The following is a 24,410-nucleotide window of genomic DNA, read 5'->3' as shown; positions in this document are numbered from 1 at the left end:
TGGGCTACTCTTGAGCTTTAATATCTGCATATATTAGTGTATAAAAAAGATGAAATTATCATTCACTAATTATGTGTATCACTTAGAGTGTGTTTGTAAAGTCTCATAGCCAGTATAAATTTCTGCTTTTTAATTAATCTCTTCGCGTTTTTCTCGAAAACCTAACTCGATTAAAGCTTTGCGAATCTTTGCTTTAGAAGGTTGAACTTTTGGCATAGCAAGATTAAACTCACGAGATGTTTCTAACATTTGCCTGATTAAAATATCTAGCAAGTTGTCATCTACATCGTCAGGAGCCTGCTCGATCCTGCCCTGATATGCCAAGGTATAAAGCTCTAAATGATGCTTACCCATTATTTTTGCCAATTTCCTTAAAGTCTCAGGAGTTGGACAAGTTCCTTTAAAGCAAGCTCCTCTGAGTCTTGGTTGTGGTACGCCTGTTAATTCGGCAAGGTGATTCATACTAATGTCTTGCTCTTCTAAATATTGAAGAACATATAGCCCTAGAGGAGAGCAATCATCAGTTTTGACTTGTAACCTTGGTGGCATCGCTTAATATAAAAAAAATTTGTTAGATTTTCAAGTAACTAGTTAATCTAACAGAAATGATTTTATACCAATTATTAGGCGCAGGGACAATTCATGAATTGTCCCTCGATTTTTTATCGCCAAGTACCATGAAACCCCATTGGTACAATACTGGGCATATCTAGACGACAAACTGGTTCTTGTTCAAGGCGATCGCTATCAAATACCCAGACTTCTGAACATTCGCGATCGCCATCAAATACAACAGTGATCACATAGCCATTGTCAGGATTGGATGGATCAGGTGCAAAAATTGGCTCCATCGGATAGCGATTTGTGCCGAGATTGGCTTCGGTGAGAGTATGAGTTTGGTTGTCATAACGAGCGATCGCACCAAATAGTTCTTGATTGATGACAGCATCAGGTCGATGAATCGAAAGATAGGTATAGCGAGAGTTTTGTCCAACTTGCGAAGGGGCAACAGTAGGAAATTCAGAACCGCGATCGCATAATTGCGAAGATTCCAGAAATATGCCTGTGTTTGGATTGAGGCGCATTTGCCAGAGAGTGCCTTTTGCCTCGGTTTTAGTTTTGCCAGAGGCAATTTCTTTGAGATATTGATTGGTAGTAAAATCTGAATAGCGAACTAAATCAAAGACAAGATTGCCATCGCCATCGCTATAGCCATTACCAAAATGCCATTGATACCAAGGCTCAACGACATTGCGACTGACTAATTCGAGATTATGGCGATCAAATACTAAAATTTCTGTTCCTTCTTCAGGTTTCCAAGCTAATGAATCGCTATAACTCTTTAAATTCAGGAGCAGAGGAAATGGATTCATCCGCAGAGGTGGTACACAGAAAATTAAATAATCCCCAGCGAGGACAAAATCATGAATCATTGATAGTCCTGCCAAAGTTGCCTGATTCTTTTTGATCAGGTTGCCATTGCGATCGCTGCGATAAAGATGCAAAATCGCATTCTTACCATAGGAAACCCCAAAGTTAAAAATCTCACCAGTATTGGCATCACGCTTAGGATGAGCCGAATAGGGAAGTCGATTTTCCAAACCTTCGAGATTTTCTAAACCATTTGTTTCCAATGTTTCCAAGTCTAGAGAATGCGGTAAGCCACCTTCCCATAATGCGAGAAGTTTGTCAGGCAAAGCGAGAACAGAAGTATTTGCCACATTCTTAGAAGTCTTGCCGAAACGTTGCCACCATTTGCCTGTGGCGTTCATGCCATAGTTGCCATAAATCAATTTGCCAGCATTTTCCTCTTCGAGATATCCTGCTGTTTGGACATAGCGATAGGTTGCACGCGCTTGTCCTTCAGCAAAATGTACCGCCAGAATTGCGCCATCACCATCAAACCAATGTCCCACATGAAATTCACCACGTTCTAATCTTGCGGGTCCATTGCGATAGAGAGAACCTTTGAGATTTTCGGGGATTTGACCAGAGATTGTCGAGAGTTGAGTGAGAGGAAATTCGCTAGCTGGTTTAGCGATCACCTTTGCCCAAGATGCTTGCTGTGAATGCTTGTGAATAGTTGTAGTCATGATTTTCTCTTTAATGGATTCTAAGAAGAATAGATTGTTCCGTCTTTATGGGTAAATTGCCAACCTTGTTCGGTTGCTATGGCAACAAGATCGTCATCGGGATAATGTCCTTGATCGTTGGGAGTGCGATCGCCGATTTCTAGATAAGTAGCTACTTGTTCGGTGTGATTATAAAGACAATGCCCAATGGGCTCACCCGCAGGGAATCCCGCCGCTTGTCCTGCTGATAAAATCGATTCGCCTTCATCGGTAATCAAGGTTAATGCACCTGATAGAACATAGATAAATTCATCTTGTTTTGTATGCCAATGACAGAGTGCCGATCGCGATTTTGGTTGAAGTGTGGTTAAATTTACACCAAAGTTTTTCAATCCTGCGGCATCACCTAAACGTTTTTTCTCGCGTCCTTCAACTACGGGTTTAAAGCGATCGGGATAGCTACTGCCTGTGCGGATGGGAACTTGATTAGGATCGATGATAGTCATAGATTTAGGATTGAGATTTCTCTAGGTTGCTGCAACATTCTTCATGGATTTACGAACTTCATTTTTTACAGAATCTTGTTCAGCTTGAGTTTGTAAATATTGCTGATACCATGCAATTGTATTGCGAATTGCTTCGCGATGAGGTGTGGCAATATCGCCAAAAGCCCTGACAAACTTAGAACTGTCAACAACAAATGAATTCTCATATTGATACATCATCTCTACCGATTCAGCGGCTTCAGGAATAAAGAATCCACCAATTCGCATCATCAATTTACCCATGCCATTCATTTTTGCGGGTAGTCCCAATTCTTCAAAAAGAATATTCAACATTTCTCTTGTGGAAATCGTGGGCGCGTTGGGAACATGCCAGACTTGCCCGAGCGCTTCCTCGTGCTCTCCCAAAATGATCATCGCTCTAGCAAAATCTCGAATGTAGGTATAGGTATGAAGTAGATCCAAGTTACCGATCGCTTCGGCAGGCTTACCTTGCAGGGCAGGAATAAACACGCGATCGCTAAATACAGAATTGTGAACGCCCTCACCATAGAAATCAGAAGATCTGGCGATCGCTACCTGTGCCTTTCCTGCGCGATGAGCAGTCATTAAGGTTTCCGCAAGTTGAGCGCGGATCTTACCCTTATTTGTAGTTGCGTCATAGGGCATATCTTCGCGCATCGTTTCTTTGACTTTGCCATAGCCATAGAGACTATCGCCGTAAATCAGCTTTGCACCACTAGCGATCGCACCAGCGAGAATACCCTGCTGCAAGGGAGGAAATTCTTTTACCCAAGCTTTGAAATTGTACTTTGGTCCCGCGCAGTGATAAATCACTTCTGCTCCTTGGCAAACTTTCTGCGTGAATTGTGGATCGGCAGCATCACCGAGAAGCAATTCCACACCTTGTGGCAAATTCGTCCGATCACTGCGACTTACCATCCTGACTTGCTTGCCCTGTGCGACAAGTTGCTGCGCAATCATCTTACCTAAAGTACCTGTGCCAAAAATAACTTGAAAATCTTGTTGAGAAGTATTCATTATTCTGTCTCCTATAGATAGCTGGTTTGTTCTTCTATATTCAACTAAGCTAATATGCACTTAATTGAATACAAAAGATAATATATACTCAACTAAGTGCATATGTCAATCTCAAGTCTAGATAATTTTCAAAAATATGACCCTTGCTTACGCCATCTTGGTTTCATTGATTTGCGAACCAAAAAGCGGTTATGACCTCGCCAAACAATTTGATGGTACGGTGGGATTTTTCTGGCAAGCCACACACCAACAGATTTATCGTGAGTTAACTAAGCTAGAGCAGCAAAGTTTGATCGTGGCTGAAGTGATCGCCCAAGAAGGACGACCCGACAAAAAAATATTCTCAGTTTCTGATACTGGGCTAGCACATCTGAAAACATGGCTGCTGCAATCTAGCGAAGTTGCAACCGTTAAAGATGAATTTTTACTTAAAATCTATGCGGGTTATCTCATTCCTGAAGAAGCGATCACCCAAAAGATCAAACACCATCGCCAACTACATCAGCAACAACTAGAAACTTATCAAGCGATCGAACGGAACTTTTTTAGTTCGACTCAAGATTGTCCCAAAGAGTCTCGTTTTGCCTATTTAACGCTCCGCCGAGGGATCAACTTTGAACAAGGCTGGATTGATTGGTGTGATGAAGCCTTGGAGCTTGTAGCTGCTTGGGAATAGTCCAAAAGCCCAATATCATCGCGATACGTCATTTGGCTTTTACCTAGATAGCATCTAGATTGTAAATGGGTAAGATTTATACATCTTCTTTAGAGTCAACAGATCTCTTTAAATTCGATGAAAATTAAAAAAATTCTTGTAACTGCGATCGCGCCATTTTTGGCATTGTCTATGCAGCCTACTCCCAGCGCATCAGCGCAGTCATTGAGTGATTGTTATGTGCAAATCGTCGGAAGAACAACGGGTTCGCGGGTGAATCTGAGAGATGACGCTGGTACTCAGTTTAGAAGTCGTTCGTACTTGTTGGTTGGGCAGTATGTAAACATGCTCAATAACGATTCTGGTAAGAGAGTTGAAGATCAAGATACTGAAGGAAATACTTGGTACTATGTGGAGTACAGACCAAGTGGCACTAGGGGATGGATCCGGGAAGACTTTCTTGCTCAGCAATGTAGCAGGTAAAAAGTAGCGTTGCTTTGCCCCGCTACTTTTTTGGTGTCTCTAGGTTAAACTTTGTAAAGCAACAAGTAAAACAAAAAATACAAATAAATTCTAAAAATCAATGAGTGAAAAGATCGTATGGACGGCTGAAGCCGAAGCCAAACTGAAAGATATTCCCTTCTTTGTGCGCCCATTTGCGCGTAAAAAGATTGAAAAATATGCTCAGGATAATAGCTTCTCGCCAATCACTGTCGATGTTTATGATCAAGCTAAAAAAATGTTCAATAAAAAATACGATCAAATGAATTGAGAAGAATGAACCTCTTAGAGGTTCATTCTTCTCAATTCATTTGACGAAAGATATGCTCAAGTTCTGACGCGGAGCTTACCAAATTATGAATGAAACATCGGGGCATGTAGGGGAATCAGTCTGGAAAAGGCTGCGACATGGCAACATCGCGACCTGCGAAGAAGCATTGAATTTTTTAGTAGATATTGAAGGCAATGTGCATTTATCTTGGCTTGACCAAGAGCTAACGCACCGTTTCTTTCGGGAATTTGAAGATCGTAGTATCTTGCCACCAGTAATTCCTCTTTTACTGTGGCGCAACTGTTTTTATATTGGAAGTCCCAAGCCTTTAAATGATGACCATATCAAATTGATCAGCGATCGCACCTTGACTGACATCAAAACGATCAAAATTACTACGACGAGCTACCGTACATGGTTTCGTCGCCAAAATATTCCTAATCCTAACGAGATCCATTCAGCACAGGCGATCAATCCGCTCACAGGGGAGACTGAGCAAGTTGATATTGTCGAGGCTACGGATCTTTATTTATCTCAAGCCGTTGATCAGACAAGGCGAATTAATGCCTTAATGTCGATCGCCTTGCAACATCGCGCCAGTGACATTCATCTAGAGCCAACTCCCACAGGTTTAAGAGTCCGCTTTCGCATTGATGGCATTTTGCGCGATATCAAAACCTTGCCCCTCGAAATTAGCCGCAAAATTATTGTCGCCCTGAAAGTGATGTCCGATATGGATATCGCCGATAGTCGCCGTCCTCAAGACGGACGCATTGGCAAAGAATATACCAGCGATGAGAGTCTGCATCGTAATCTCGATATGCGCGTGAGCACATTGCCCTGTGTCTGCGGTGAAAAAGCAGTAATTAGGCTTTTGCCTCGCGACAATCCTTTCTCGAATCATTTAGAAAATTTAGGATTTAGCGATCGCACTCTAAAAATTTACGACAGTTGGTTACGACAGCCCCAAGGCCTGATCATCATGACTGGCCCCACGGGTTCGGGCAAAACTAGTACCCTTTATACAAGTTTGCAAGCGATCGCTCAAGAACATGTAAACGTGATCACCGTTGAAGATCCTGTCGAATATATCTTGCCAAATATCACCCAAACTCAAGTTTGCGAACCCGCAGGCATGACCTTCGCCGCAGGGTTACGGGCTATTTTACGACAAGATCCCGACATTGTGATGGTGGGAGAAGTTAGAGATCCTGAAACCGCTGAAACCGTTGTAAGAGCCGCTCTAACAGGACATTTAGTTCTATCGACAATGCATACGAATGATGCTGCTAGTGCGATTCCTCGCCTCAAAGATCTAGGACCCGATCCAGGACTGATTAGTGACGCTTTATTGGGTGTGGTCGCTCAGCGGCTAATTCGTAAAAACTGCCCTCATTGCTCAGCGCTTCATCATCCATCTTTATTAGAGCTGCAATCTCTTAAACTCGATCGCGAAGATATTGATCCCAGTCGTTGGCGTAAAGGCAAAGGTTGTGAAAAATGCTTTTTCACTGGATATATTGGACGCGAAGCTGTGGTCGAATTGATCGATATTGATGATGCTTTTCGCCAAATGATTTATGAAGGCACAATTACCCAAATGAATCGTTATCTTAATGAAATTGACTTTAATTCATTTCGACTTGCAGCGATCGATAAGCTCAATGTCGGCATAACTACAACCGAAGAGATTTTGCGCGTCTTACCCCGTAGTGCTATCTACCGAGTCAATTCCCCCATTTCCCGACAAGCCCATATTAAGGCTGTTAATACCAATTCACAAAAGTGTGACAACACTTCTGTAAATTAAAAACCAAACTCTGTGAGGGTTTTAAAAACACAAAATGGCGTAGCCATTTTGTGTAAAAGTCCAACCATAAATAATAAGCCGCGCTTTGCGCGGCTTATTATTTATGGTTGGACTTTTACACCACGCCAAAATGCAATAAGACCTTTGATCTGCTTTGCAGCGTCCTTTGGCTCAGGATAGTACCAAGCTGCATCTTTGTTAGTTTCGCCATTAACCTCAACACTGTAATAACTCGCCACTCCTTTCCAGCCACAAGTTGTATGAGTATTGCTAGGCTTGAAATATTCCATATTCAGAGCATCAGCAGGGAAGTACTGATTGCCATCCACGACTTCACAGCGATCACTTTCCGCAAGCACAACACCATTCCAAATAGCTTTTGTCATAAATTTTAGAATTTTGCAATTATTTTATTTGTTATTGTAATGTTTGATAGACTCAGCTAGTCAACTTTAGCGTTACTATAATTCTCTAGGCATAAAATACTAGATATCCTAGAAATTGTTTAGTTTTGATGTAATAAGGCTTGAGACATGCTTTTAATCACAGTTGGGACAGAACAATACCAATTTAACGCTCTAATGCATTGGATAGAGTTGTTAATTAAGTACCAACTAATTAATGAAGATGTGTTAGTCCAGTACGGTTTTTCAACGCATTTACCTGATGGTTCTACAGCTTATCGCAATTTATCTGAGCAAGATTTTTTGAACTTTGTTGATCGAGCTAATTTAATTATTAGTCATTGCGACGAAAATATTGCTCAGCTTTTAGAAGACAAAGATACCCCATATGTCCTCGTCCCTCGTTTACAGCGATTTCGAGAATACATCGATAATCGGCAAATGGAGATAGCCGACGAATTTGAGCATAGAGGAGTTGCTATTGCTAGATCCCCTGGAGATTTAGTTAAGTTTATTAAGTTACAACAATCAACGATAAATCCTAATCTTAATGAGACTCAATTATGTGAATACTTAAAAGATCGATATCCATCACAGAAATTAATGCTTATCTGCGCTGCTGGGGGGTATTTTCGTTATATGCAAACCCTTAAGGGCTTTTGGGAAAATTATAGCGATCGTTCATGGATATCTGTACGTACGATTACAACTGAAAGAGAAATTGAGAATGTTATTCGCTATTGGGGATATGCTCCTGTAAAAGACAACCTCATAAATTTCATCCGCAATGTATTTCTAGCTTTTAAGGTTTTACCTATTCAGAAGCCTGATCTCGTTGTTTGTACGGGCTCTGGGTTTTCCCTTCCTTATCTATTTATTGCCAGATGTTTTTTTGGTAGTAAAGTTGTTTTCGTAGAATCAAAGACTCGCTTCCAAGATATTGGGTTACCAGCATGGTTACTCATGAAATTAAACGTGCTCGACCTAATGGTCGTCAGAAGTAGAGCGATCGCAAATAGATATCCCAAGTCTGTTTACATTCCTGTTAGTGATGGAAGTAACCGAGAAATAACTCAAAATAGAGACTATAAACAGGCTTCAATTGTGACTTTTGATGAGGTTGCATTTATCTTTAGTCCTGAAAGATTAGTGTTTTCTACGGCAAGAGAATTTTTGGTTGATTTTCAAACTCTTTGCAATACTGATGAAACCTATAAAAAGATTGTGATCGATATGAGTCACACTACGGTTATGGATAGTGCTGGCTTAGGGGCTTTAACCAATTGTCTTAGGATGGCTACAGCAAATGACACTAAATTGGCTTTGTGGAGTGTGAGTGACGCTGTTGGTGATTTGATTAAACTATCTTCTATTAGTAATTTGTTCATTACTGAGCCAACTAGTAATACATTCCGATTCTCTAATTCAATCCAAAGGACTAAAGTTAAAAACATTACGATGTCTGGGTTGTTGCTATTTCGGACACAACAATTACTCAAGAAAATCCCTGTTCTCAGGATCTTTTATCCAATCCTTAAATTTTTCTTCCCTTTTATTGACATCGATCCCAGCGTACCTGTACATCCGTCAGTTCGGAACCCTATTAAAAGGCTAATAGATATAGTTGGTTCATTAATTGGCTTAAGTTTCACTGCTGTTTTATTTATTCCGATCGCGATCGCGATTATGGTTGAGAGCAAAGGTAATGTTCTGTTTGGACAAATTCGTTGTGGTCTATTAAGCAAACCATTCCGAATTTGGAAATTTAGATCAATGGTTAAAAATGCTGAGCAGCTTAAAGTAAAAGTCGAGAATCAGGTTGAGGCAACTTCAAATGTGCCTATTGCGGATGGAGATGATACGACTATGAGTGGCAAATTTTTTAAGAATGCCGATGATCCAAGAGTTACTAAAGTTGGTAAATTTTTGAGAAAAACTAGTCTTGATGAATTCCCCCAATTTTGGAATGTTTTGATCGGAGATATGAGTTTGGTCGGAACTCGTCCGCCTACCTTTGATGAGATCAACTCCTATGAATTGGAAGTTGAATATCATGATGAGCGCTATACAGAGTGGAATCGCCTAGATGTGAGACCAGGAATTACTGGCGTATGGCAAGTGAATGGGCGTTCTAATGTGAGAACTTTTGGTGAGGTCGTAAATTACGATATTGAATATCGTAAAAATTGGAGTATTTGGTATGATCTCAAGTTGATTGTCCAAACTTTTTTAGTTCTATTTGATAGAAAGAATAAGGCAGTGTAACGTATTAGCGATTTTCATTATAAAGAATCAAAAAAAATAAAAGTGTTGCTTCGCAACACTTTTATTTTTTTGATTCGGGTTTGAACGCAAAGCATTGTATTCTTGTAAGCAATACACAGTGTCATATAGAAGAGATTATGGAACATAATTGGTCTCAACTGCTAAAGCAGCTTATGGATAGACAGACCTTATTGAGCGAACAGGCTACGGCGCTGATGCAGGGTTGGTTAGAAGGAGCGATCGCACCTGAGTTGTCGGGGGCGATCTTGACCGCTCTGCAATTTAAAGGGATCGAAGCTTCTGAATTAGCTGCCATGGCAAATGTGTTGCAATCTCAAAGTGAAGGGCAAAAGCTTAAAGATCAATTTGGTCATATTGTTGATCGATCAAAACCTTTGATTGACACCTGTGGCACTGGTGGCGATGGTGCTTCGACTTTTAATATTTCTACTTCTGTAGCTTTTGTGGTGGCAGCAGCGGGAATTCCTGTGGCGAAACATGGAAATCGGGCGGTTTCTAGTCGCTCTGGCTCGGCGGATGTTTTAGAAGCGATCGGTATTCACCTGAGTACGTCCACAGAAAAGATTTATGAAGCTTTGCCTGCGGTGGGAATCACCTTTCTATTTGCCCCGAGTTGGCATCCTGCGATGAAAGCAGTTGGAGCAATCCGTCGTAGCTTAGGTGTGCGTACTGTATTTAACTTGATTGGACCTCTGGTGAATCCTCTTCATCCTACAGCTCAAGTTTTAGGAGTTTATAGTAAGTCCTTAACGCATACTGTCGCTGAATCTCTACGGTTACTTGATCGCCAGCAAGCTGTAGTTTTACATAGTCGCGAAGGCATGGATGAAGCAGGCTTGGGCGATCTTACTGACATTTCATTTTTGCGCAACGGTATCGTAACTGAAGAGGCGATCGCACCTCAAGAATTAGGATTAACTTCTGCACCGCTTGAGAGTCTAAAGGGAGGCAATATTCAGGAAAATGCGGATATTTTACGTGCAGTTTTGCAAGGTAAAGGCAGCCAAGCTCAAGCTGATTGTGTCGCCCTCAATAGTGGCTTAGCATTACGAATTGGTGGTGCTGCGAGTACTTGGGCAGAAGGTGTGATCCTTGCCTCAGAAATCCTTAAAAGTGGTGCAGCATGGTCAAAAGCAGAAGCATTGGTAAAATTCTTGCAATAGCAAATAATAATTGGCGGCGCGAAGCGCCACCAATTATTATTTTAAATTTATGGAAATCGATTACATTGCTCTATTTGTTTCCGATGTAGCGCGATCGCTGATTTTTTATCGTGATGTTTTGGGCTTTATATTTGAAAAACCTGCTAAACCTGATGGCGCAGAAGGATATAGCGGCAAACTAAAAATTGGGATTTACGATCGCAGTTGGTTGCCAAAATTATTTGGCGATCGCGGTAAGCAGATTATCAGTGGCAATCCATTTTTGCTATCAATGACCGTTGATAATCTCGATCAGGTTTATCAGGAAATATGCGATCAGCAGACAAATATTGTCGTAGATATGATTTCTCCGCCAACTTTGATGCCTTGGGGACAAAGAATTTTATTTTTAAGCGATCCTGATGGCAATATGCTCGAAATTGTCCAATCACATCTTAATTAGGGTTACGCGGTGAAGCCGTGCAACCCTAATTAAGATGTGATTGAGATGCGGCGCAAAGCGCTGCATCTCAATTTTTGAGTCATAATTCATGTACGATTCTATATTGCATCTATTTTTCTGACTGAGACACCTGTGCCAAAACCGCTACAGCTAATGTGGGCATTGTCTGGACTGTTGCTGACAATTGCTAGTACCTTCGTTCAACCATCTATGCTCCTACCGACCCTTGCGGGTCAGGGAAATAATGTTGCGATCGAATCGATTAGTGTGACTATGCAAATTGGTGCTGTTCTCCTCACAGGTTGTCTTGGTGGACGTTACGCGGCGCTCTTGTCGCAAATCACTTATATTACTTTGGGCTTAAGCGGATTTGGCGTATTTTATCAAGGTGGTGGCTTAAGCTACCTTAAATCTCCCGCTTTTGGATATTTACTTGGATTTGTATTTGGTGGATGGCTTTGTGGATTTCTAGCTTTTTTGCGACCACCAAGTTTAGCGCAGATGGCAATCAGCTGTTTTGGTGGATTAATCGCCATTCATGCGATCGGCATAATCTATTTAATTGCAATTCAAATGCCAAACTTTACGGCGATTCAAACTTCATTTTGGCAATATTCTGTCCAAGTTTTATCAGGGCAGTTTTTAGTTGTATGCGCCACTATTGTGATCGCCACAATTTCTCGGAAATTATTGTTTTACTAAAACAATAACAAATCAAAAGAGATTGCCCCTTTTGGGCAATCTCTTTTGATTTTAAAGACTGACTAAATTATCACGATGAATTACGGTTTCTTCGCCGTCAAAGCCTAGTAATTTAGGGATATCTTCTGACTGAGAACCGAGAATGCGAAGAATGTCACTACTACTGTAATTTGAGATGCCTCTGGCAATTTCATTACCATCACGATCGCACAGACTCACAGACTCATTTGCTTCAAACTTACCATCTACTTGGGTGATTCCCGCAGGTAATAGCGATCGCCCTTTGCGAATAACCGCAGTCACAGCTCCATCATCTAAAAACAGCTTGCCGAGAGGAACCATGCCATAGGCAATCCAACGTTTACGCGCATTAACAGTTTTGGGTTGAGCAGCAAATTGTGTACCAAAGTTCTCGCCACGGAGAATCGCAGACAGGCGATCGGGGAAAGCCCCTCGCGTAATTACTGTGCGAACTCCTGCTGCTGAAGCAATTCGTGCCGCATCAAGCTTTGTAGTCATACCGCCAGTTCCCCATTGAGTACCGCCACCTTGTGCTCCTAGTGCCTGCTTCTCACCGATCGCTTGCCTAAGTTCTTGTAGTTCTGAATATTCTACAAATTCAATTGGCTTTGCTTCAGGATTTTGACGTGGGTCATCAGTATATAAGCGATCAACATCGGTCAATAGAAATAACCAGTCAGCCTCGACCAAACTTGCTACCAATGCTGAAAGCGTATCATTATCGCCAAACTTCAGCTCATCTACTGCAACCGTATCATTCTCATTTACTATTGGGACAACCCCCATCTCCAACAACTCATGGAAAGTTGCATGGACATTCATGTAATGTTGACGCTGGATCAGATTTCCTCTTGTTAATAACACTTGAGCGACAGGCTGCTGTAGTGAACCAAAAAAGTCATCATAAATCCTAATTAAACGACCTTGACCTACGGCAGCCACGGCTTGCTTTTTAGAAATTTTGCGCGGACGTTGTTTCAGTCCGAGCCTTCCGCAACCAATTCCTACAGCTCCCGAAGAAACTAAAACAACACTATGCCCCTCCCGCCGCAAATGCACAATCGCTTCAACTAATTTGGCGATCGTCGCTAGTTGCAAATCTCCTGATTCGGGATGACTAAGACTAGATGTGCCAATTTTAATAACAATGATCTGCGGTTGCATTTGTAGCGGTTGCATTTGTAAAGGGTAGGATAAAAAATCTAGCGATTTTTTATCCTACAGCGCTTTGTGCTGAAATAAAACTCAATATTTTGGTCGAGAATATTGCAAAGCAACACTCTCGACGTTTTAATAACCGCTCGCAGCAAGATCAGGATGGAAGCTGCCAACCTTGAGTCGATGCACTTCTGTTTCCATTACTCCATTAGGATAAAGCCTTAGATGACGAAATCCAGGTGGCTGACTATCGATCTGGAACTTGTGGTTTTGAGGCTGAAATTGAATACAAGTCGAAGGTGTCACCAGACAACGGACTGAATTATGGGGTGTTTCATAAATTTGGTCGAAGTCTTGATGAGCATGTCCATTCAAGACAACTTCAACTTGGGGATGGCGATCGCATATTTCCCAAAACTGATCTTGATTTTCTAAACAAATTCCATCGATCCATTGAGAGCCTAGTGGTACAGCAGGATGATGAAAAGCAATTAAGGTCGGACGATCAGGATAAGCATACAGATTATCTTCTAGCCATGCTAATTCTGAATCTGCTAAGTATCCATGTACTGCGCCAACGACGACGGAGCTAAGTAACAAAATCCTCCATTTCCCGACATCTAGAGATCGACTTAGATGAACGTATTCGCTGGGTAATTGACTTTGCATTAAAAGCAAATCATCATGATTACCTGCTAAACAATAGGAATGAATACCAAACTTATCAAGTGATCGGCGCAAACGATTGTAGGATGCAGCAGAACCATCTTGAGTTAAATCCCCCGTCAAAAGCAATAAATCAGTCTGTGGTAAAGTTCTTTTTATATCAGTTAAAACTTCTTGAAAAGAAGCCTCAGTCTGAATACCCACCAAAGAACTTTCGATATCTTCAAACAAATGAATATCTGTTAACTGTGCAATAGAAACAAAACTACCGTAATTCATCGTATTTTTATACTACCTAGCTCGTCCAAATAAGCATTGAGTAGCAACTATTTATTTTTATTTCCATACCAATTTCTTAATGTGAGAAATCAGTAACTGCTAAGCCCATAGAGCAGATAATTAGACTTGTAATCTGTATTAGATATTTAACTCTTTATTGGAATATCTTTGGAATACCTTTGGATATTGTCAAAAAAGAGCAGTCAAGAATCATATTTATACTTACTAACTTATGATATCCGTAGTCTGTGCAATGTGATTTGTATCACAGCCCATTTAATTTTATGCACTTTGGCAAGTCACGTACTTATAACGATCCGATTCACGGCGCGATCACTCTTGATAGTAGCGATCGCTCTGAAGCTTTATTGATTCAATTGATTGACACACCTGAATTTCAGCGATTGAGACGAATTCGTCAACTAGATATTGCTTATTTTACCTTTCATGGGGCTGAGGGTTCTCGTTTCACGCATTCTTTGGGTGTAATGGCTCTGACACGTCGTGCTTTCGATGTGATCGCCACCAAATATCCATATCTAGCAATCCATCGGACATTGGTATTAGTAGCTGCTCTGCTCCATGATCTTGGGCATGGGCCCTATAGTCATGCATCGGAAGAAGTTTTTGGGAGCAATCATGAAATATGGACTCTGAGATTGCTGAAGTTCAGCAAAATTGCTGAGGTTCTGAATAGTTACTCGACCGAATTAATTGCGGATTTAGAAAAAGTCTTTACGAAAAAATATGCCGTGCCATTTATTTATCAGCTAATTTCTAGTCAAATCGATTGCGATCGTCTTGATTATTTAGAACGAGATAGTTATTTCACTGGTGCTAAGTATGGGCAGTTGGATCTTGATCGGATTTTACTGGCTCTGCGTTTTGATCCGATTTCTCAAAACTTAGTAATTGGTCGCAAGGGAATGGTGGCAATCGAGCATTATTTGACGGTGCGTTATTTTATGTATCTGCAGGTCTATAACCATCCCAAAAATTTGGCGGCAAGATTTTTATTAGAGAGAATTTTTCGCAGAGCCAAAGTCTTAATCGGGACGAATGACGAAGAGCAAATATACAGCGATCGCACGATGATGGCTTGGCTAACCAAAGAGCCTCAATCTCTGACTTGTGAAGAATATTTTGCTTCCGATGACATAGTTTTTGCTTATCACATCCATCGATGGCGTGATAGTAGCGATCGCACTCTTGCGGATTTGTGTCGCCGCTTTCTAGATCGCGATTTATTGCGTGCTACGGATATTTCGCATTTAGACGACATTCAGCAACAAGAGAATCTCGATAGTTGGCGAGAGAAATTGATTTCTCAAGGACTAGAACCTAAATACTACTGTGGCATAAGAGTGTCACGGACTAAAGGCTATAGCATTTATAAGCAAGGGATTAATGTCCAGACAGAGCAAGGTCTACAGGATATTGCGCGATTATCTTCACTAGTACAAGCGATCGTTCAGCCAATTCAGAGGGCATGGCTAGTACATCCATAAACAAAAATGGGCGGGCAAAGCCCGCCCATTTTGTAATTAACGTGAGTTCAACGAAATAGGCAAAAGCAAAAGAAAATCTGAGACTAGGTTTGAAGAATTAAAAGCCTCAGCAATATCGACAATATCGCTTCGCACTTGGGTATCACGCGAATCTTCTGTGATTTTTGACCTTGGAATGCGGATATTGTCACAGACGCGAAGTTGCTGGGTATCACCTTTATGATTTTTCACTCGAAGCATGTCGTTATTTTTTTATAGCTGTCGCCAAATCAAAACCCAAGAATTGATTGGCGGCGCTTCGCGCCGCCAATCAATTCTTGGGTTTTGATTTGGCCTAAGACGAGTGACTGCAACTATAGAAGCATTTTTTGCTTGTTACTATAGCTAGCAACTTTGGTTGATTACCAAGAGCGTAAGAAAAAATAAAAAGTTAGCCTGCGGCTGACTTTCAAAAAATCGATTTTGGGTTTTCTAGCGCCTGCGGCGCTAGAAAACCCAAAATCGATTTTATAATTAAAATTTCTGATTTTTAAAGAAAGTGATTGACAATCAATACAATCCTTTGAGATGATTGATGATTGTGAGATTTTATTGATTGAGCATAAAGACCCTTGGCTAATGTAATTGTTATTGGGGCGCAGTGGGGTGATGAAGGTAAAGGCAAAATTACCGACTTGCTGAGCCGCTCCGCAGATGTCGTTGTCCGCTATCAAGGCGGTAATAATGCAGGACATACGGTCGTCGTTGGCGATCGCACCTTTAAGCTACACCTGATTCCATCAGGAATCCTGTATCCCAAAACGGAATGTATCATTGCCAATGGCACTGTGATCGATCCGAAGGTGCTTCTTGAAGAAGTGGATCGACTCAAAGATTTGGGTATATCAACAGAGAACCTGTTTATTTCTGAAACCGCCCATGTCACGATGCCCTACCACCGTGAACTTGATCGTGCCTCTGAGACACAAAGAGCTGAGCATAAGATAGGTACGACAGGACGAGGTATTGGACCAACCTACGCTGATAAATCTGAGCGTGTTGGTATTCGTATCATTGATCTGATGGATGAAAAACGTATGCCGAAAAAGCTGCGTTGGGCGATCGAGCAAAAAAACATTGTTTTACAAAAGCTCTATAATTTAGAACCGCTTGATGTCGAATCAATCATCGAAGAATATCGAGGCTATGCAAATCGCTTGCGCTCTCATGTGGTCGATGCTTCACTAAAAATTGACGCAGCTATCCGTGAACGTCGCAATATCTTGTTTGAAGGCGCACAAGGAACTTTACTTGATCTCGATCATGGAACCTATCCTTATGTGACATCATCAAACCCAGTTGCAGGCGGTGCTTGTATTGGAGCAGGCGTAGGACCAACTTGCATCGATCGCGTGATCGGTGTTGCCAAAGCATATACAACTCGTGTTGGAGAAGGACCTTTCCCAACTGAGTTGCATGATGACATTGGCAATCACATCGGTGAGCGCGGTGCAGAATTTGGCACAACCACGGGACGCAAACGCCGTTGTGGTTGGTTTGATGGCGTAATTGGTCGTTATGCGGTTCGCATTAATGGACTAGATTGCCTTGCTGTCACCAAACTTGATGTCCTCGACGATCTCGAAGAAATCAAAGTTTGTACTGCCTACGAACTTGATGGCAAAGTCGTCCACGACTTCCCAAGTGATGCTCGGGCATTTGCTAGAGCAATCCCCATCTACGAAACCCTTCCTGGTTGGAAGCAATCAACTAGTGAATGCAAAGTCGTTGAGGATTTGCCCAAAGAAGCAAAAGACTATCTTGAGTTTCTTGCTGATCTAACAGGCACTCCGATCGCGATCATCTCTCTAGGCGCAAGCCGAGGACAAACCATCATCGTGGAAGACCCAATTCATGGGCCCAAGCGTGGCTTGTTGAGAGTCTAGATTTTTTAATTTTATTTTTATAAAAACAAAATTAAAAATTAATCACCATATCACCAATCACTAAATTACCAAAATGCAACTACAAATAAACGCTACTACTCGTCCTCCAGCAAACAATCGCGCCCTCCGTCGTAATGGTCAAATTCCTGCGACTGTTTATGGACACAAAGGATCTGAGTCAATCTCCATTACTTTAGATGCTAAAGAAGCAACTACTTTATTGCGTGAGGCAACGATCAATAACACAATGATCGAAGTAAATGTAACTGATGGCGACTTCAAAGGCAAAACACTGTTGCGTGAAGTTCAAAATCATCCTTACAAACCTGCTATTTATCACCTCAGCTTTTTTGCGATCGAGTCTCAGTCGAAGATCGAAGTTGACATTCCATTGCACTTTGTTGGTGTTCCAGTAGGTGTAAAAGTTGGCGGTGGCTCTATTGACACCATCAAGAACTATGTACGTGTAGCTTGTGCTCCTAACAATATCCCTGAAAGCTTTGAAATCGATATTACTAATCTTGATATCGGCAAGGGTGTCCATGTTAGCGAAATCGCCTATCCTGAAGGTGTTAAGCCCGTAACTGAAACCACTGCTCTTGTTATTACCATTCTCAAGAAATAAAGAAAGGGCGCTAAGCACCCTTTCTTATATTTAAAAAGGGTTGTGACGCTTTGCGTCACAACCCTTTTTATTACAGCAACAAGAAATTTTTTAAATGTCTTGCTAAGCAAGACATTTAAAAAATTTCTTGTTTGGGTTTGGGCGCAAAGCGCCGTAAGTCTACACAAGAACTATATGCCGATCTCGATCAACCTTTAGCCATCCTTCATCTTGCAATAGCTTCATTGCTCTAGTCACAGTGACACGAGTACTGCTAATGGCGCTGGCAAGGTGTTGATGTGTAAGGCGCACGGTTAGACGAGTACCATCTTCAACAGGAATGCCTACTTCTTGCTTAAGCAAAAGCAAAATTTGTCGGAGGCGTTCTTCAACTCGCTTGTTGCTAACTAGCGCTAACAGAGATTCTGTTTGCTGAAGGCGACGATTGAGGTGTTGCAAAATTCCTTGATAAAGTAGCGGAGAATTCTCTAGTTCGAGCAAAGTGAAGCGCATCAAGTCAATATCTGATAAGGCGATCGCTTGATATGGATCAAGGTTTGTTAGGGGTAAGCCAAAGGGCATTGCTTGCACCGCAAAGCCAACCAAAACTTCATCGCCTGAAGGGTGCAAAGTATTAAGTTGCACTACTCCGCGACAAACGACCCATACTTCATGGGGATACATGGGAACGATTTGTCCACTTTTGTAGGTATGCATGGTGCGGCCGCGATAAATCTCTTCGAGCGATCGCCGCCAGTCAGATACCGAAGTTGTGGAGTTAAGGTTGAAACTTGAGAACGTATATGTCATAAAAGCATGAGGTACATATTCGCTATCCTATGTGTTTCTCGACACTATCGGGTTAAGCCTAGTTTATCTAATCAATAAATTTTTCTTAAATCCTGAAATAGACCGAAAAAAAGGTGTCACAAAGTGACACCTTTTTTCGGTCTATTTGAGAACTAGCGTAATATTATTATCCTTGGGAGGAATATCACTAAATGCTTCAAAGTATTCCTTCGCTACTGTAGGGAAATTGGGAAACTCAAACTTAGCATCACCATCAGCAATATAAGCCCAAAAATAGCGAAGTTCAGGAGTGAGAGTCTCGGCAAGTTCTAGAGGTAAATTAAGAGGGGGATGCGTCAATAATCTTAGAACAAATGGATGTGAATGATCCCCCATCCATTCCCGCGAGAATTGTAATAAATCAGCTTGCTCAGGAATTGATTTGACTCGAAAAGATTCAATCTCTAGTCGATCGCCTGATGCATCGGAAATGTAACTGAGAACGCGATATGGATGAGGATAGCTGACCAAAGAGCCTGTGGTGATGTCATAAAGATTGTAGCGATCGCTATAGGCAATATCCTGCACATGCAGATGTCCAGTAAAAACAAGCTTCACATTTGCTTGATGTAAAATTTTGCACAAGCGCTCAGTGTTACCAAGCATATAGCGTTTACCAAGTGCATTGCATGACTGATCGTGCATATGCTCCAACACATTATGATGAATGGTTACTAGATTCAATTCATAGTCTTGATTTTCTAGAACCGATTGCAACCAATCTAACTGCTCTTCGTCAATCCAACCAATTTGTTGTCCATTTTCATCAAATTGATTAGAATTCAATCCAATTAGGCGGACATTAGGCAGTACTTCGCACTCATAATAGAGTTTATTTGGTTTGCTCAGACCATCCTCAAACCCAAACTTAGTATAGTGAGGAGCAAACTGATCAAAAGTTTCTATTCTTGGTACGTCATGGTTTCCTGCAATCACATAGACTGGATAGGGAAGTTGGGCGAGGCAATCCGATAGCCATTGATGGTTTTCTGGTTCACCATGTTGAGTGAGATCTCCAGGCAAAAGCAGAAAGTCTAAATCTAGGTTAGCCAGTTGCAACAGCACCTCTTTAAATGCGGGGATACTATACTCAACGAGGTGAAATCGCGAAGGATGCTGCCAAATCGTGTGGGGCAATGCGATATGCAAATCGGAGGCGATCGCAAATTTAAACTTAAGTGCCACCTAGATCCAAACCATGAATAATTACCTTTTGATTATAGGCTATAGCTAGGTAAAACCCCAAAATGAGATGTGGCGCTTCGCGCCACATCAACGCTATAGCAATCCACAAGAAACTTTTTGAAAGCGTTGCGAAGCAACGCTTTCAAAAAGTTTCTTGGTTTGGGTTTGAGAGCAAAGCGTTGTAATTGCTATGTAATAGAGTCAAAATGCCATTTACAATGGTTGGATAACATTGTTTTATGACCAAAATTTGAATGGCTGAATTAGCTCTATCGTCGGCTCTAGTTAATCGAGATGCGCTCACACCGATGATGCAGCACTATATTGAGATGAAAGAGCAGTATCCTCATGCGGTGATGTTGTATCGGTTGGGGGATTTTTTTGAGGCGTTTTTTGAAGATGCCGAGCTGATTTCACGGGAATTGGAATTGGTGCTAACAGGTCGTGATGGGGGCAAAACGATTGGACGTATTGCCATGGCAGGGATTCCTCACCATGCCCTCGATCGCTATGCCAATCAATTAGTTGAAAAGGGCTACTCGATCGCTGTTTGCGATCAAATGGAAGCAGCCTCCGAAGCTCAGGGACTAGTTCGCCGCGAAGTTACCAGAGTAATTACCCCAGGCACAGTGATCGAAGAGGGAATGCTGGCGGCTAAGAAAAATAATTTTTTGGTAGCGATCGCAAATGGCGGCGAGAATTGGGGCTTAGCTTACACTGATATTTCTACAGGCGAGTTTTCGGTCACGCAGTTAAATAGCACCGAGCATTTAATTCAAGAACTATTACGGTTACAGCCTGCCGAGGTTTTGATTCCCATCGATGTGCCAAATCCGCAATTGTTTCGCGGTTCTAAAGCTGAGAAAACTGGAGCATTTTGGGAAGGAATTTCGCAGAAAAAACAATCCGTTTTACCTGAGCCTTATAGCGCTTTGCCTGAAAGCTTCTGCTATACACCGCGATCGCAAGCTCCTTTTGCCTTAGCTGAAGCCAAGCAGCGTATTCTTGATACATTCCGAGTGCGATCGCTGGAGGGTTTTGGCTGTAAAGCCCTACCTTTAGCAATTAGAGCAGCAGGTGGCATTTTAGAATATTTAGAATCCACGCAAAAAAGTGTAAAAATGCCATTGCAAGGAATTTCTACCTATGCGATCGCCGATTATCTAATTCTCGATAACCAAACGCGCCGCAATTTAGAAATCACCCAAACTGTGCGTGATGGCACTTACTATAGTTCGCTATTATGGGCGCTCGATAAAACTACAACAGGCATGGGGAGCCGTGCTTTACGGCGTTGGCTGTTGCAACCTCTCAAGGATATCGCCGCCATTCATGAACGTCTTGATACTATTACCGAATTGCTCAAACAACATTCTCTCCGCAAAAATTTGCGAAGTTGTTTGAGCCAAATCTATGATATCGAACGTCTATGCAGTCGCATTGGAGCAGGTACAGCAAATGGACGAGATCTAATTGCTGTAGCAATGTCTCTAGAAAGAATGCGCGATGTTGCTGATGTTGTTGCCAAATCTAATTCTCGCTATTTAAAAGCTTTACAGTCAGTGCCATCGGAACTGTTGCAACTTGGTTCGCAGTTACAACGCACGCTCGTTGAAGAACCACCGATTTATATTACCGAAGGCAATATCATTCGTTCGGGCGTAAATGAACAACTCGATCGTCTGCGTCAACAGAGCCGTGATGATGTGGAATGGCTAGCCTCTTTTGAGAAGCAGGAAAAAGAACGCACGGGTATTAACACGCTCAAAGTTGGGTTTAACAAGGCTTTTGGCTATTACATCAGTATCTCGCGCGGCAAAAGCGAACAGGCTCCAGCAGATTACATCCGTAAGCAAACTCTCACCAATGAAGAGCGCTATATCACACCAGAACTAAAGGAACGAGAAACAAGAATTCTCAATTCTGATAGTGAATTAAAGCAGTTGGAATATGACCTATTTGTGGAGTTGCGGCTACTTACGGCTAAGCATATCGAACCAATGCGAATCCTCGCTACTGCCCTCGCCGCTGCCGATGTCTTGTGTAGCCTAGCTGAAGTAGCCGTTACTTATAACTATTGCCGTCCCCAAATTACCAACGATCGCGCAATCGCTATTTATAATGGTCGTCATCCAGTTGTCGAGCAGTCCCTCCCCGCAGGTTTCTTTGTTCCCAATTCCACCTATTTAGGGCATGATGATCAAGCTCCTGATTGTCCAGATTTAATCGTGCTAACTGGTCCCAATATGAGCGGTAAAAGTATTTATTTGCGACAAGTTGGACTAATTCAACTGATGGCTCAAGTAGGCAGTTTTATTCCTGCGGAATCGGCGACTTTGGGAATCTGCGATCGCATATTTACCCGTGTTGGCGCAGTCGATGATCTCGCCACAGGTCAATCTACGTTTATGGTGGAAATGAATGAAACTGCAAATATTCTCAATCATGCTAAGGATCATTCCTTAGTACTGCTTGATGAGATTGGACGCGGCACTTCGACTTTTGATGGCATGGCGATCGCATGGTCAGTTGCGGAGTATATCGCTAATAAAATCAAAGCACGCGGGATTTTTGCAACCCATTACCATGAGCTTAATGAACTAGCGAGCTTGCTGCCCAATGTGGCAAATTTCCAAGTGACTGTCAAAGAACTAGAAGATGAAATCATCTTTTTGCATCAAGTTCAAGAAGGCGGCGCTGATCGTTCCTATGGGATTGAAGTGGGGCGTTTAGCAGGCTTGCCTGCAAGTGTGATCAGTCGTGCTAAGCAAGTATTAGAACAAATTGCAAAAAACAGTCATATTGCCACTGGATTGCGATCGTCTGGTGGAGCTACTAAAGGCGATCGCTTGGCAAAGTCAGCATCTCGACCGAGCAAGGAGCCGCGAAATGAAGCACAAATGACAATTTTTGATACTAATTCTCCCTAGAGTAACCACGATGAGCCTTGCAAAATGCGCTATTCTCTAGTTTTGGAGCTTTTTAACGATTGCTATGCATTACTTTAATTTTGGGCAGCTTAGTAAATATGTATAAGGGTTATCAAACGTAAAATTTCTAGCAGTAAAAGCTTATGACTAGCCTCAAAAATGTTCTTGAGGAAATCGTTGTCGTCGAAGTACAAGAACAACTCAACCATCTCAGCAAAACCGCCCGCGAGGCAATTAACCTTAGCGAGGTAGCTGCTTTTGCGCTAAATCGATTACCTGTTCTTTATGCAAGTACAAGCCGAGGATGGTTACAGCAACGCAAACGAGCCCATAGTGAACTCCAGCCGCAGATAGTCAGTGCTGTTCAGCAGGCTTTGCTGGGAGTAAAGCGTGATCCTTTGCGAAAATCGACAAAAATTGAGGCTAGTAAGGTCGATACACCCGCTCATATTCTGACCAGATTACAAAAACTTTTTAGCAAGCCGACTTTGCAATGGCATCAAGTACCGCAGGTTTTTCAGGAAGCACTCAGTCTAGTCAGTCACACACCAGAATATTTAAGTTTGAGCATTAATGATCGCAATCGATTGCAAGAAATTAAAGGTTATTTAAATCGTAAAGATGCTCATCAGCATGAGCATCGGGATTGGCATAATAACGTTGAACTGCCAAATCCTGAACTTAACTCCTATATCCTTTCAGCTTCTTACTTCCTAATCAATGTTTTAGAAGATTTAGCAAAACAAGAAGTAAAAAATCAATTGATCCATATGGCAAATGTTTTGCCGCGCAAAGTTGGTGCTGATGATGTATGTGCATATGTACTGAATCGTCTGCCTGCATTGTATGCCACTACTCAACAAGGCGTAATCTGGCAAACTCAAAAAGCAAAGGAGCAGCTATCCAGCCAGATAGAATCAACCGTTATTCAATCACTAATGACTTTGGGCAAAACACCTCGTCGTTTAGCCGATCCGATCCCATTACTTAAATTTGAAGGAGAATGCGAACAAGCTATCAATGAGCTGCGTCTAATTTTTCAGAGAGAAGATATTACTTGGCAGAATATTGCAAACTTGGCTGAATATGCGATCGAGCATGAGAGGCAAGGGATGACTTATTGGCGGCAGCAATGGCGAATGCTAGGGCAAATTTATAGCGAAATGTACTTAAAACCAGGGGATGCTGAGCTATCTCTTCGCCATACCTCAGATGGTGAAGTCTTAACCGTGAGAGCACATACTAAAGAAGCTTTTGGTTGGCTAGCAGATAATCCTAAAAATTTAGGCATCAGTACTTTGCGTCTTTTTCCTGCGGTTGCAGAGATCGAACTTTACGGCTTCTTCTTAGATTTTTCTATTAACTACACTCGCGAAGAAATGGCAGCCGATGGGATTATTTGAATATGTAGAAAATAACCCTTTTAAATGGTGCA

Annotated in this window: 23 protein-coding genes; 13 read left to right on the top strand and 10 right to left on the bottom strand. The window is 41.9% G+C overall.

Annotated features, from left to right (window positions below):
* Positions 1-129: 129 nt before the first annotated feature.
* The 4 genes from PseudUWO311_RS00970 to PseudUWO311_RS00955 form a co-directional block, all read right to left on the bottom strand.
* Positions 130-549: a helix-turn-helix domain-containing protein gene (locus tag PseudUWO311_RS00970; RefSeq protein ID WP_142653228.1), complete on the bottom strand. Its 420-nt coding sequence runs from the start codon at positions 547-549 to the stop codon at positions 130-132.
* Positions 550-662: 113 nt separating this feature from the next.
* Positions 663-2,093, bottom strand: a complete 1,431-nt coding sequence (locus tag PseudUWO311_RS00965; RefSeq protein ID WP_142653227.1) for a carotenoid oxygenase family protein — start codon at positions 2,091-2,093, stop codon at positions 663-665.
* 20 nt (positions 2,094-2,113) lie between these two features.
* Positions 2,114-2,578: a cupin domain-containing protein gene (locus PseudUWO311_RS00960; RefSeq protein WP_142653226.1), complete on the bottom strand. Its 465-nt coding sequence runs from the start codon at positions 2,576-2,578 to the stop codon at positions 2,114-2,116.
* Positions 2,579-2,599: 21 nt separating this feature from the next.
* Complete coding sequence (locus PseudUWO311_RS00955) at positions 2,600-3,616, bottom strand: NAD-dependent epimerase/dehydratase family protein (protein ID WP_142653225.1); 1,017 nt, start codon at positions 3,614-3,616, stop codon at positions 2,600-2,602.
* A 136-nt stretch (positions 3,617-3,752) separates the two neighbouring features.
* On the opposite strand from PseudUWO311_RS00955, the gene PseudUWO311_RS00950 reads away from it, so the two are divergent.
* The 4 genes from PseudUWO311_RS00950 to PseudUWO311_RS00935 all read left to right on the top strand — a co-directional run bounded on the left by PseudUWO311_RS00950 (position 3,753) and on the right by PseudUWO311_RS00935 (position 6,853).
* Positions 3,753-4,292: a PadR family transcriptional regulator gene (locus tag PseudUWO311_RS00950; protein WP_142653224.1), complete on the top strand. Its 540-nt coding sequence runs from the start codon at positions 3,753-3,755 to the stop codon at positions 4,290-4,292.
* A gap of 117 nt (positions 4,293-4,409) precedes the next feature.
* On the top strand, positions 4,410-4,754 hold the full coding sequence (locus PseudUWO311_RS00945) for an SH3 domain-containing protein (RefSeq protein ID WP_142653223.1): 345 nt from the start codon (positions 4,410-4,412) through the stop codon (positions 4,752-4,754).
* A gap of 100 nt (positions 4,755-4,854) precedes the next feature.
* Positions 4,855-5,043, top strand: a complete 189-nt coding sequence (locus tag PseudUWO311_RS00940; protein WP_103668490.1) for a PCP reductase family protein — start codon at positions 4,855-4,857, stop codon at positions 5,041-5,043.
* 85 nt (positions 5,044-5,128) lie between these two features.
* On the top strand, positions 5,129-6,853 hold the full coding sequence (locus tag PseudUWO311_RS00935; protein WP_142653222.1) for a GspE/PulE family protein: 1,725 nt from the start codon (positions 5,129-5,131) through the stop codon (positions 6,851-6,853).
* Positions 6,854-6,954: 101 nt separating this feature from the next.
* Here PseudUWO311_RS00935 and PseudUWO311_RS00930 read toward each other — a convergent pair whose 3' ends face one another.
* Complete coding sequence (locus PseudUWO311_RS00930) at positions 6,955-7,239, bottom strand: DUF427 domain-containing protein (protein ID WP_142653221.1); 285 nt, start codon at positions 7,237-7,239, stop codon at positions 6,955-6,957.
* Positions 7,240-7,386: 147 nt separating this feature from the next.
* Between PseudUWO311_RS00930 and PseudUWO311_RS00925 the strand changes: the two genes are divergently transcribed.
* The 4 genes from PseudUWO311_RS00925 (at position 7,387) to PseudUWO311_RS00910 (ending at position 11,850) form a co-directional block, all read left to right on the top strand.
* Positions 7,387-9,522, top strand: coding sequence for a sugar transferase (locus tag PseudUWO311_RS00925; RefSeq protein WP_142653220.1), 2,136 nt, complete (start codon positions 7,387-7,389; stop codon positions 9,520-9,522).
* A gap of 137 nt (positions 9,523-9,659) precedes the next feature.
* Positions 9,660-10,706, top strand: coding sequence for an anthranilate phosphoribosyltransferase (gene trpD / locus PseudUWO311_RS00920; RefSeq protein WP_142653219.1), 1,047 nt, complete (start codon positions 9,660-9,662; stop codon positions 10,704-10,706).
* 49 nt (positions 10,707-10,755) lie between these two features.
* On the top strand, positions 10,756-11,148 hold the full coding sequence (locus tag PseudUWO311_RS00915; RefSeq protein ID WP_142653218.1) for a VOC family protein: 393 nt from the start codon (positions 10,756-10,758) through the stop codon (positions 11,146-11,148).
* A gap of 132 nt (positions 11,149-11,280) precedes the next feature.
* Positions 11,281-11,850, top strand: coding sequence for a biotin transporter BioY (locus PseudUWO311_RS00910; protein ID WP_142653217.1), 570 nt, complete (start codon positions 11,281-11,283; stop codon positions 11,848-11,850).
* 51 nt (positions 11,851-11,901) lie between these two features.
* Here the strand turns inward: PseudUWO311_RS00910 and proB are convergent, their stop codons facing one another.
* Together proB and cpdA are read right to left on the bottom strand one after the other, a co-directional pair.
* A complete protein-coding gene (gene proB / locus PseudUWO311_RS00905; RefSeq protein WP_142653216.1) occupies positions 11,902-13,035 on the bottom strand; it encodes a glutamate 5-kinase in 1,134 nt (377 codons plus the stop codon).
* 126 nt (positions 13,036-13,161) lie between these two features.
* Entirely contained in the window at positions 13,162-13,974 is an 813-nt protein-coding gene (cpdA, locus tag PseudUWO311_RS00900) for a 3',5'-cyclic-AMP phosphodiesterase (RefSeq protein WP_142653215.1), read from the bottom strand.
* Positions 13,975-14,258: 284 nt separating this feature from the next.
* Between cpdA and PseudUWO311_RS00895 the strand changes: the two genes are divergently transcribed.
* The gene (locus tag PseudUWO311_RS00895; protein WP_142653214.1) at positions 14,259-15,482 is read left to right on the top strand and encodes an HD domain-containing protein; all 1,224 of its coding nucleotides are present in this window, start codon (positions 14,259-14,261) and stop codon (positions 15,480-15,482) included.
* A gap of 36 nt (positions 15,483-15,518) precedes the next feature.
* On the opposite strand, the gene PseudUWO311_RS00890 is transcribed toward PseudUWO311_RS00895, so the two are convergent.
* Positions 15,519-15,722, bottom strand: a complete 204-nt coding sequence (locus tag PseudUWO311_RS00890) for a hypothetical protein (protein WP_142653213.1) — start codon at positions 15,720-15,722, stop codon at positions 15,519-15,521.
* Positions 15,723-16,093: 371 nt separating this feature from the next.
* Between PseudUWO311_RS00890 and PseudUWO311_RS00885 the strand changes: the two genes are divergently transcribed.
* Positions 16,094-17,407 carry an adenylosuccinate synthase gene (locus PseudUWO311_RS00885; RefSeq protein WP_142653212.1) on the top strand — a complete coding sequence of 438 codons (1,314 nt, stop codon included), beginning with the start codon at positions 16,094-16,096 and terminating at the stop codon, positions 17,405-17,407.
* A gap of 73 nt (positions 17,408-17,480) precedes the next feature.
* Complete coding sequence (locus PseudUWO311_RS00880; RefSeq protein ID WP_142653211.1) at positions 17,481-18,032, top strand: 50S ribosomal protein L25/general stress protein Ctc; 552 nt, start codon at positions 17,481-17,483, stop codon at positions 18,030-18,032.
* Positions 18,033-18,191: 159 nt separating this feature from the next.
* Here PseudUWO311_RS00880 and PseudUWO311_RS00875 read toward each other — a convergent pair whose 3' ends face one another.
* Together PseudUWO311_RS00875 and PseudUWO311_RS00870 are read right to left on the bottom strand one after the other, a co-directional pair.
* The gene (locus PseudUWO311_RS00875; RefSeq protein WP_142653210.1) at positions 18,192-18,821 is read right to left on the bottom strand and encodes a Crp/Fnr family transcriptional regulator; all 630 of its coding nucleotides are present in this window, start codon (positions 18,819-18,821) and stop codon (positions 18,192-18,194) included.
* 141 nt (positions 18,822-18,962) lie between these two features.
* A complete protein-coding gene (locus PseudUWO311_RS00870) occupies positions 18,963-20,045 on the bottom strand; it encodes a metallophosphoesterase family protein (RefSeq protein WP_142653209.1) in 1,083 nt (360 codons plus the stop codon).
* 254 nt (positions 20,046-20,299) lie between these two features.
* Between PseudUWO311_RS00870 and mutS the strand changes: the two genes are divergently transcribed.
* Positions 20,300-22,975: a DNA mismatch repair protein MutS gene (gene mutS, locus PseudUWO311_RS00865; RefSeq protein ID WP_142653208.1), complete on the top strand. Its 2,676-nt coding sequence runs from the start codon at positions 20,300-20,302 to the stop codon at positions 22,973-22,975.
* Positions 22,976-23,118: 143 nt separating this feature from the next.
* Entirely contained in the window at positions 23,119-24,378 is a 1,260-nt protein-coding gene (locus tag PseudUWO311_RS00860; protein ID WP_142653207.1) for a late competence development ComFB family protein, read from the top strand.
* Positions 24,379-24,410: the final 32 nt, after the last annotated feature.

Source organism: Pseudanabaena sp. UWO311, from assembly GCF_006937785.1.
Classification (GTDB): domain Bacteria; phylum Cyanobacteriota; class Cyanobacteriia; order Pseudanabaenales; family Pseudanabaenaceae; genus Pseudanabaena.
The sequence above is the reverse complement of the archived record's forward strand: the minus strand, read 5'-3'. Positions and strand labels throughout refer to the sequence as shown.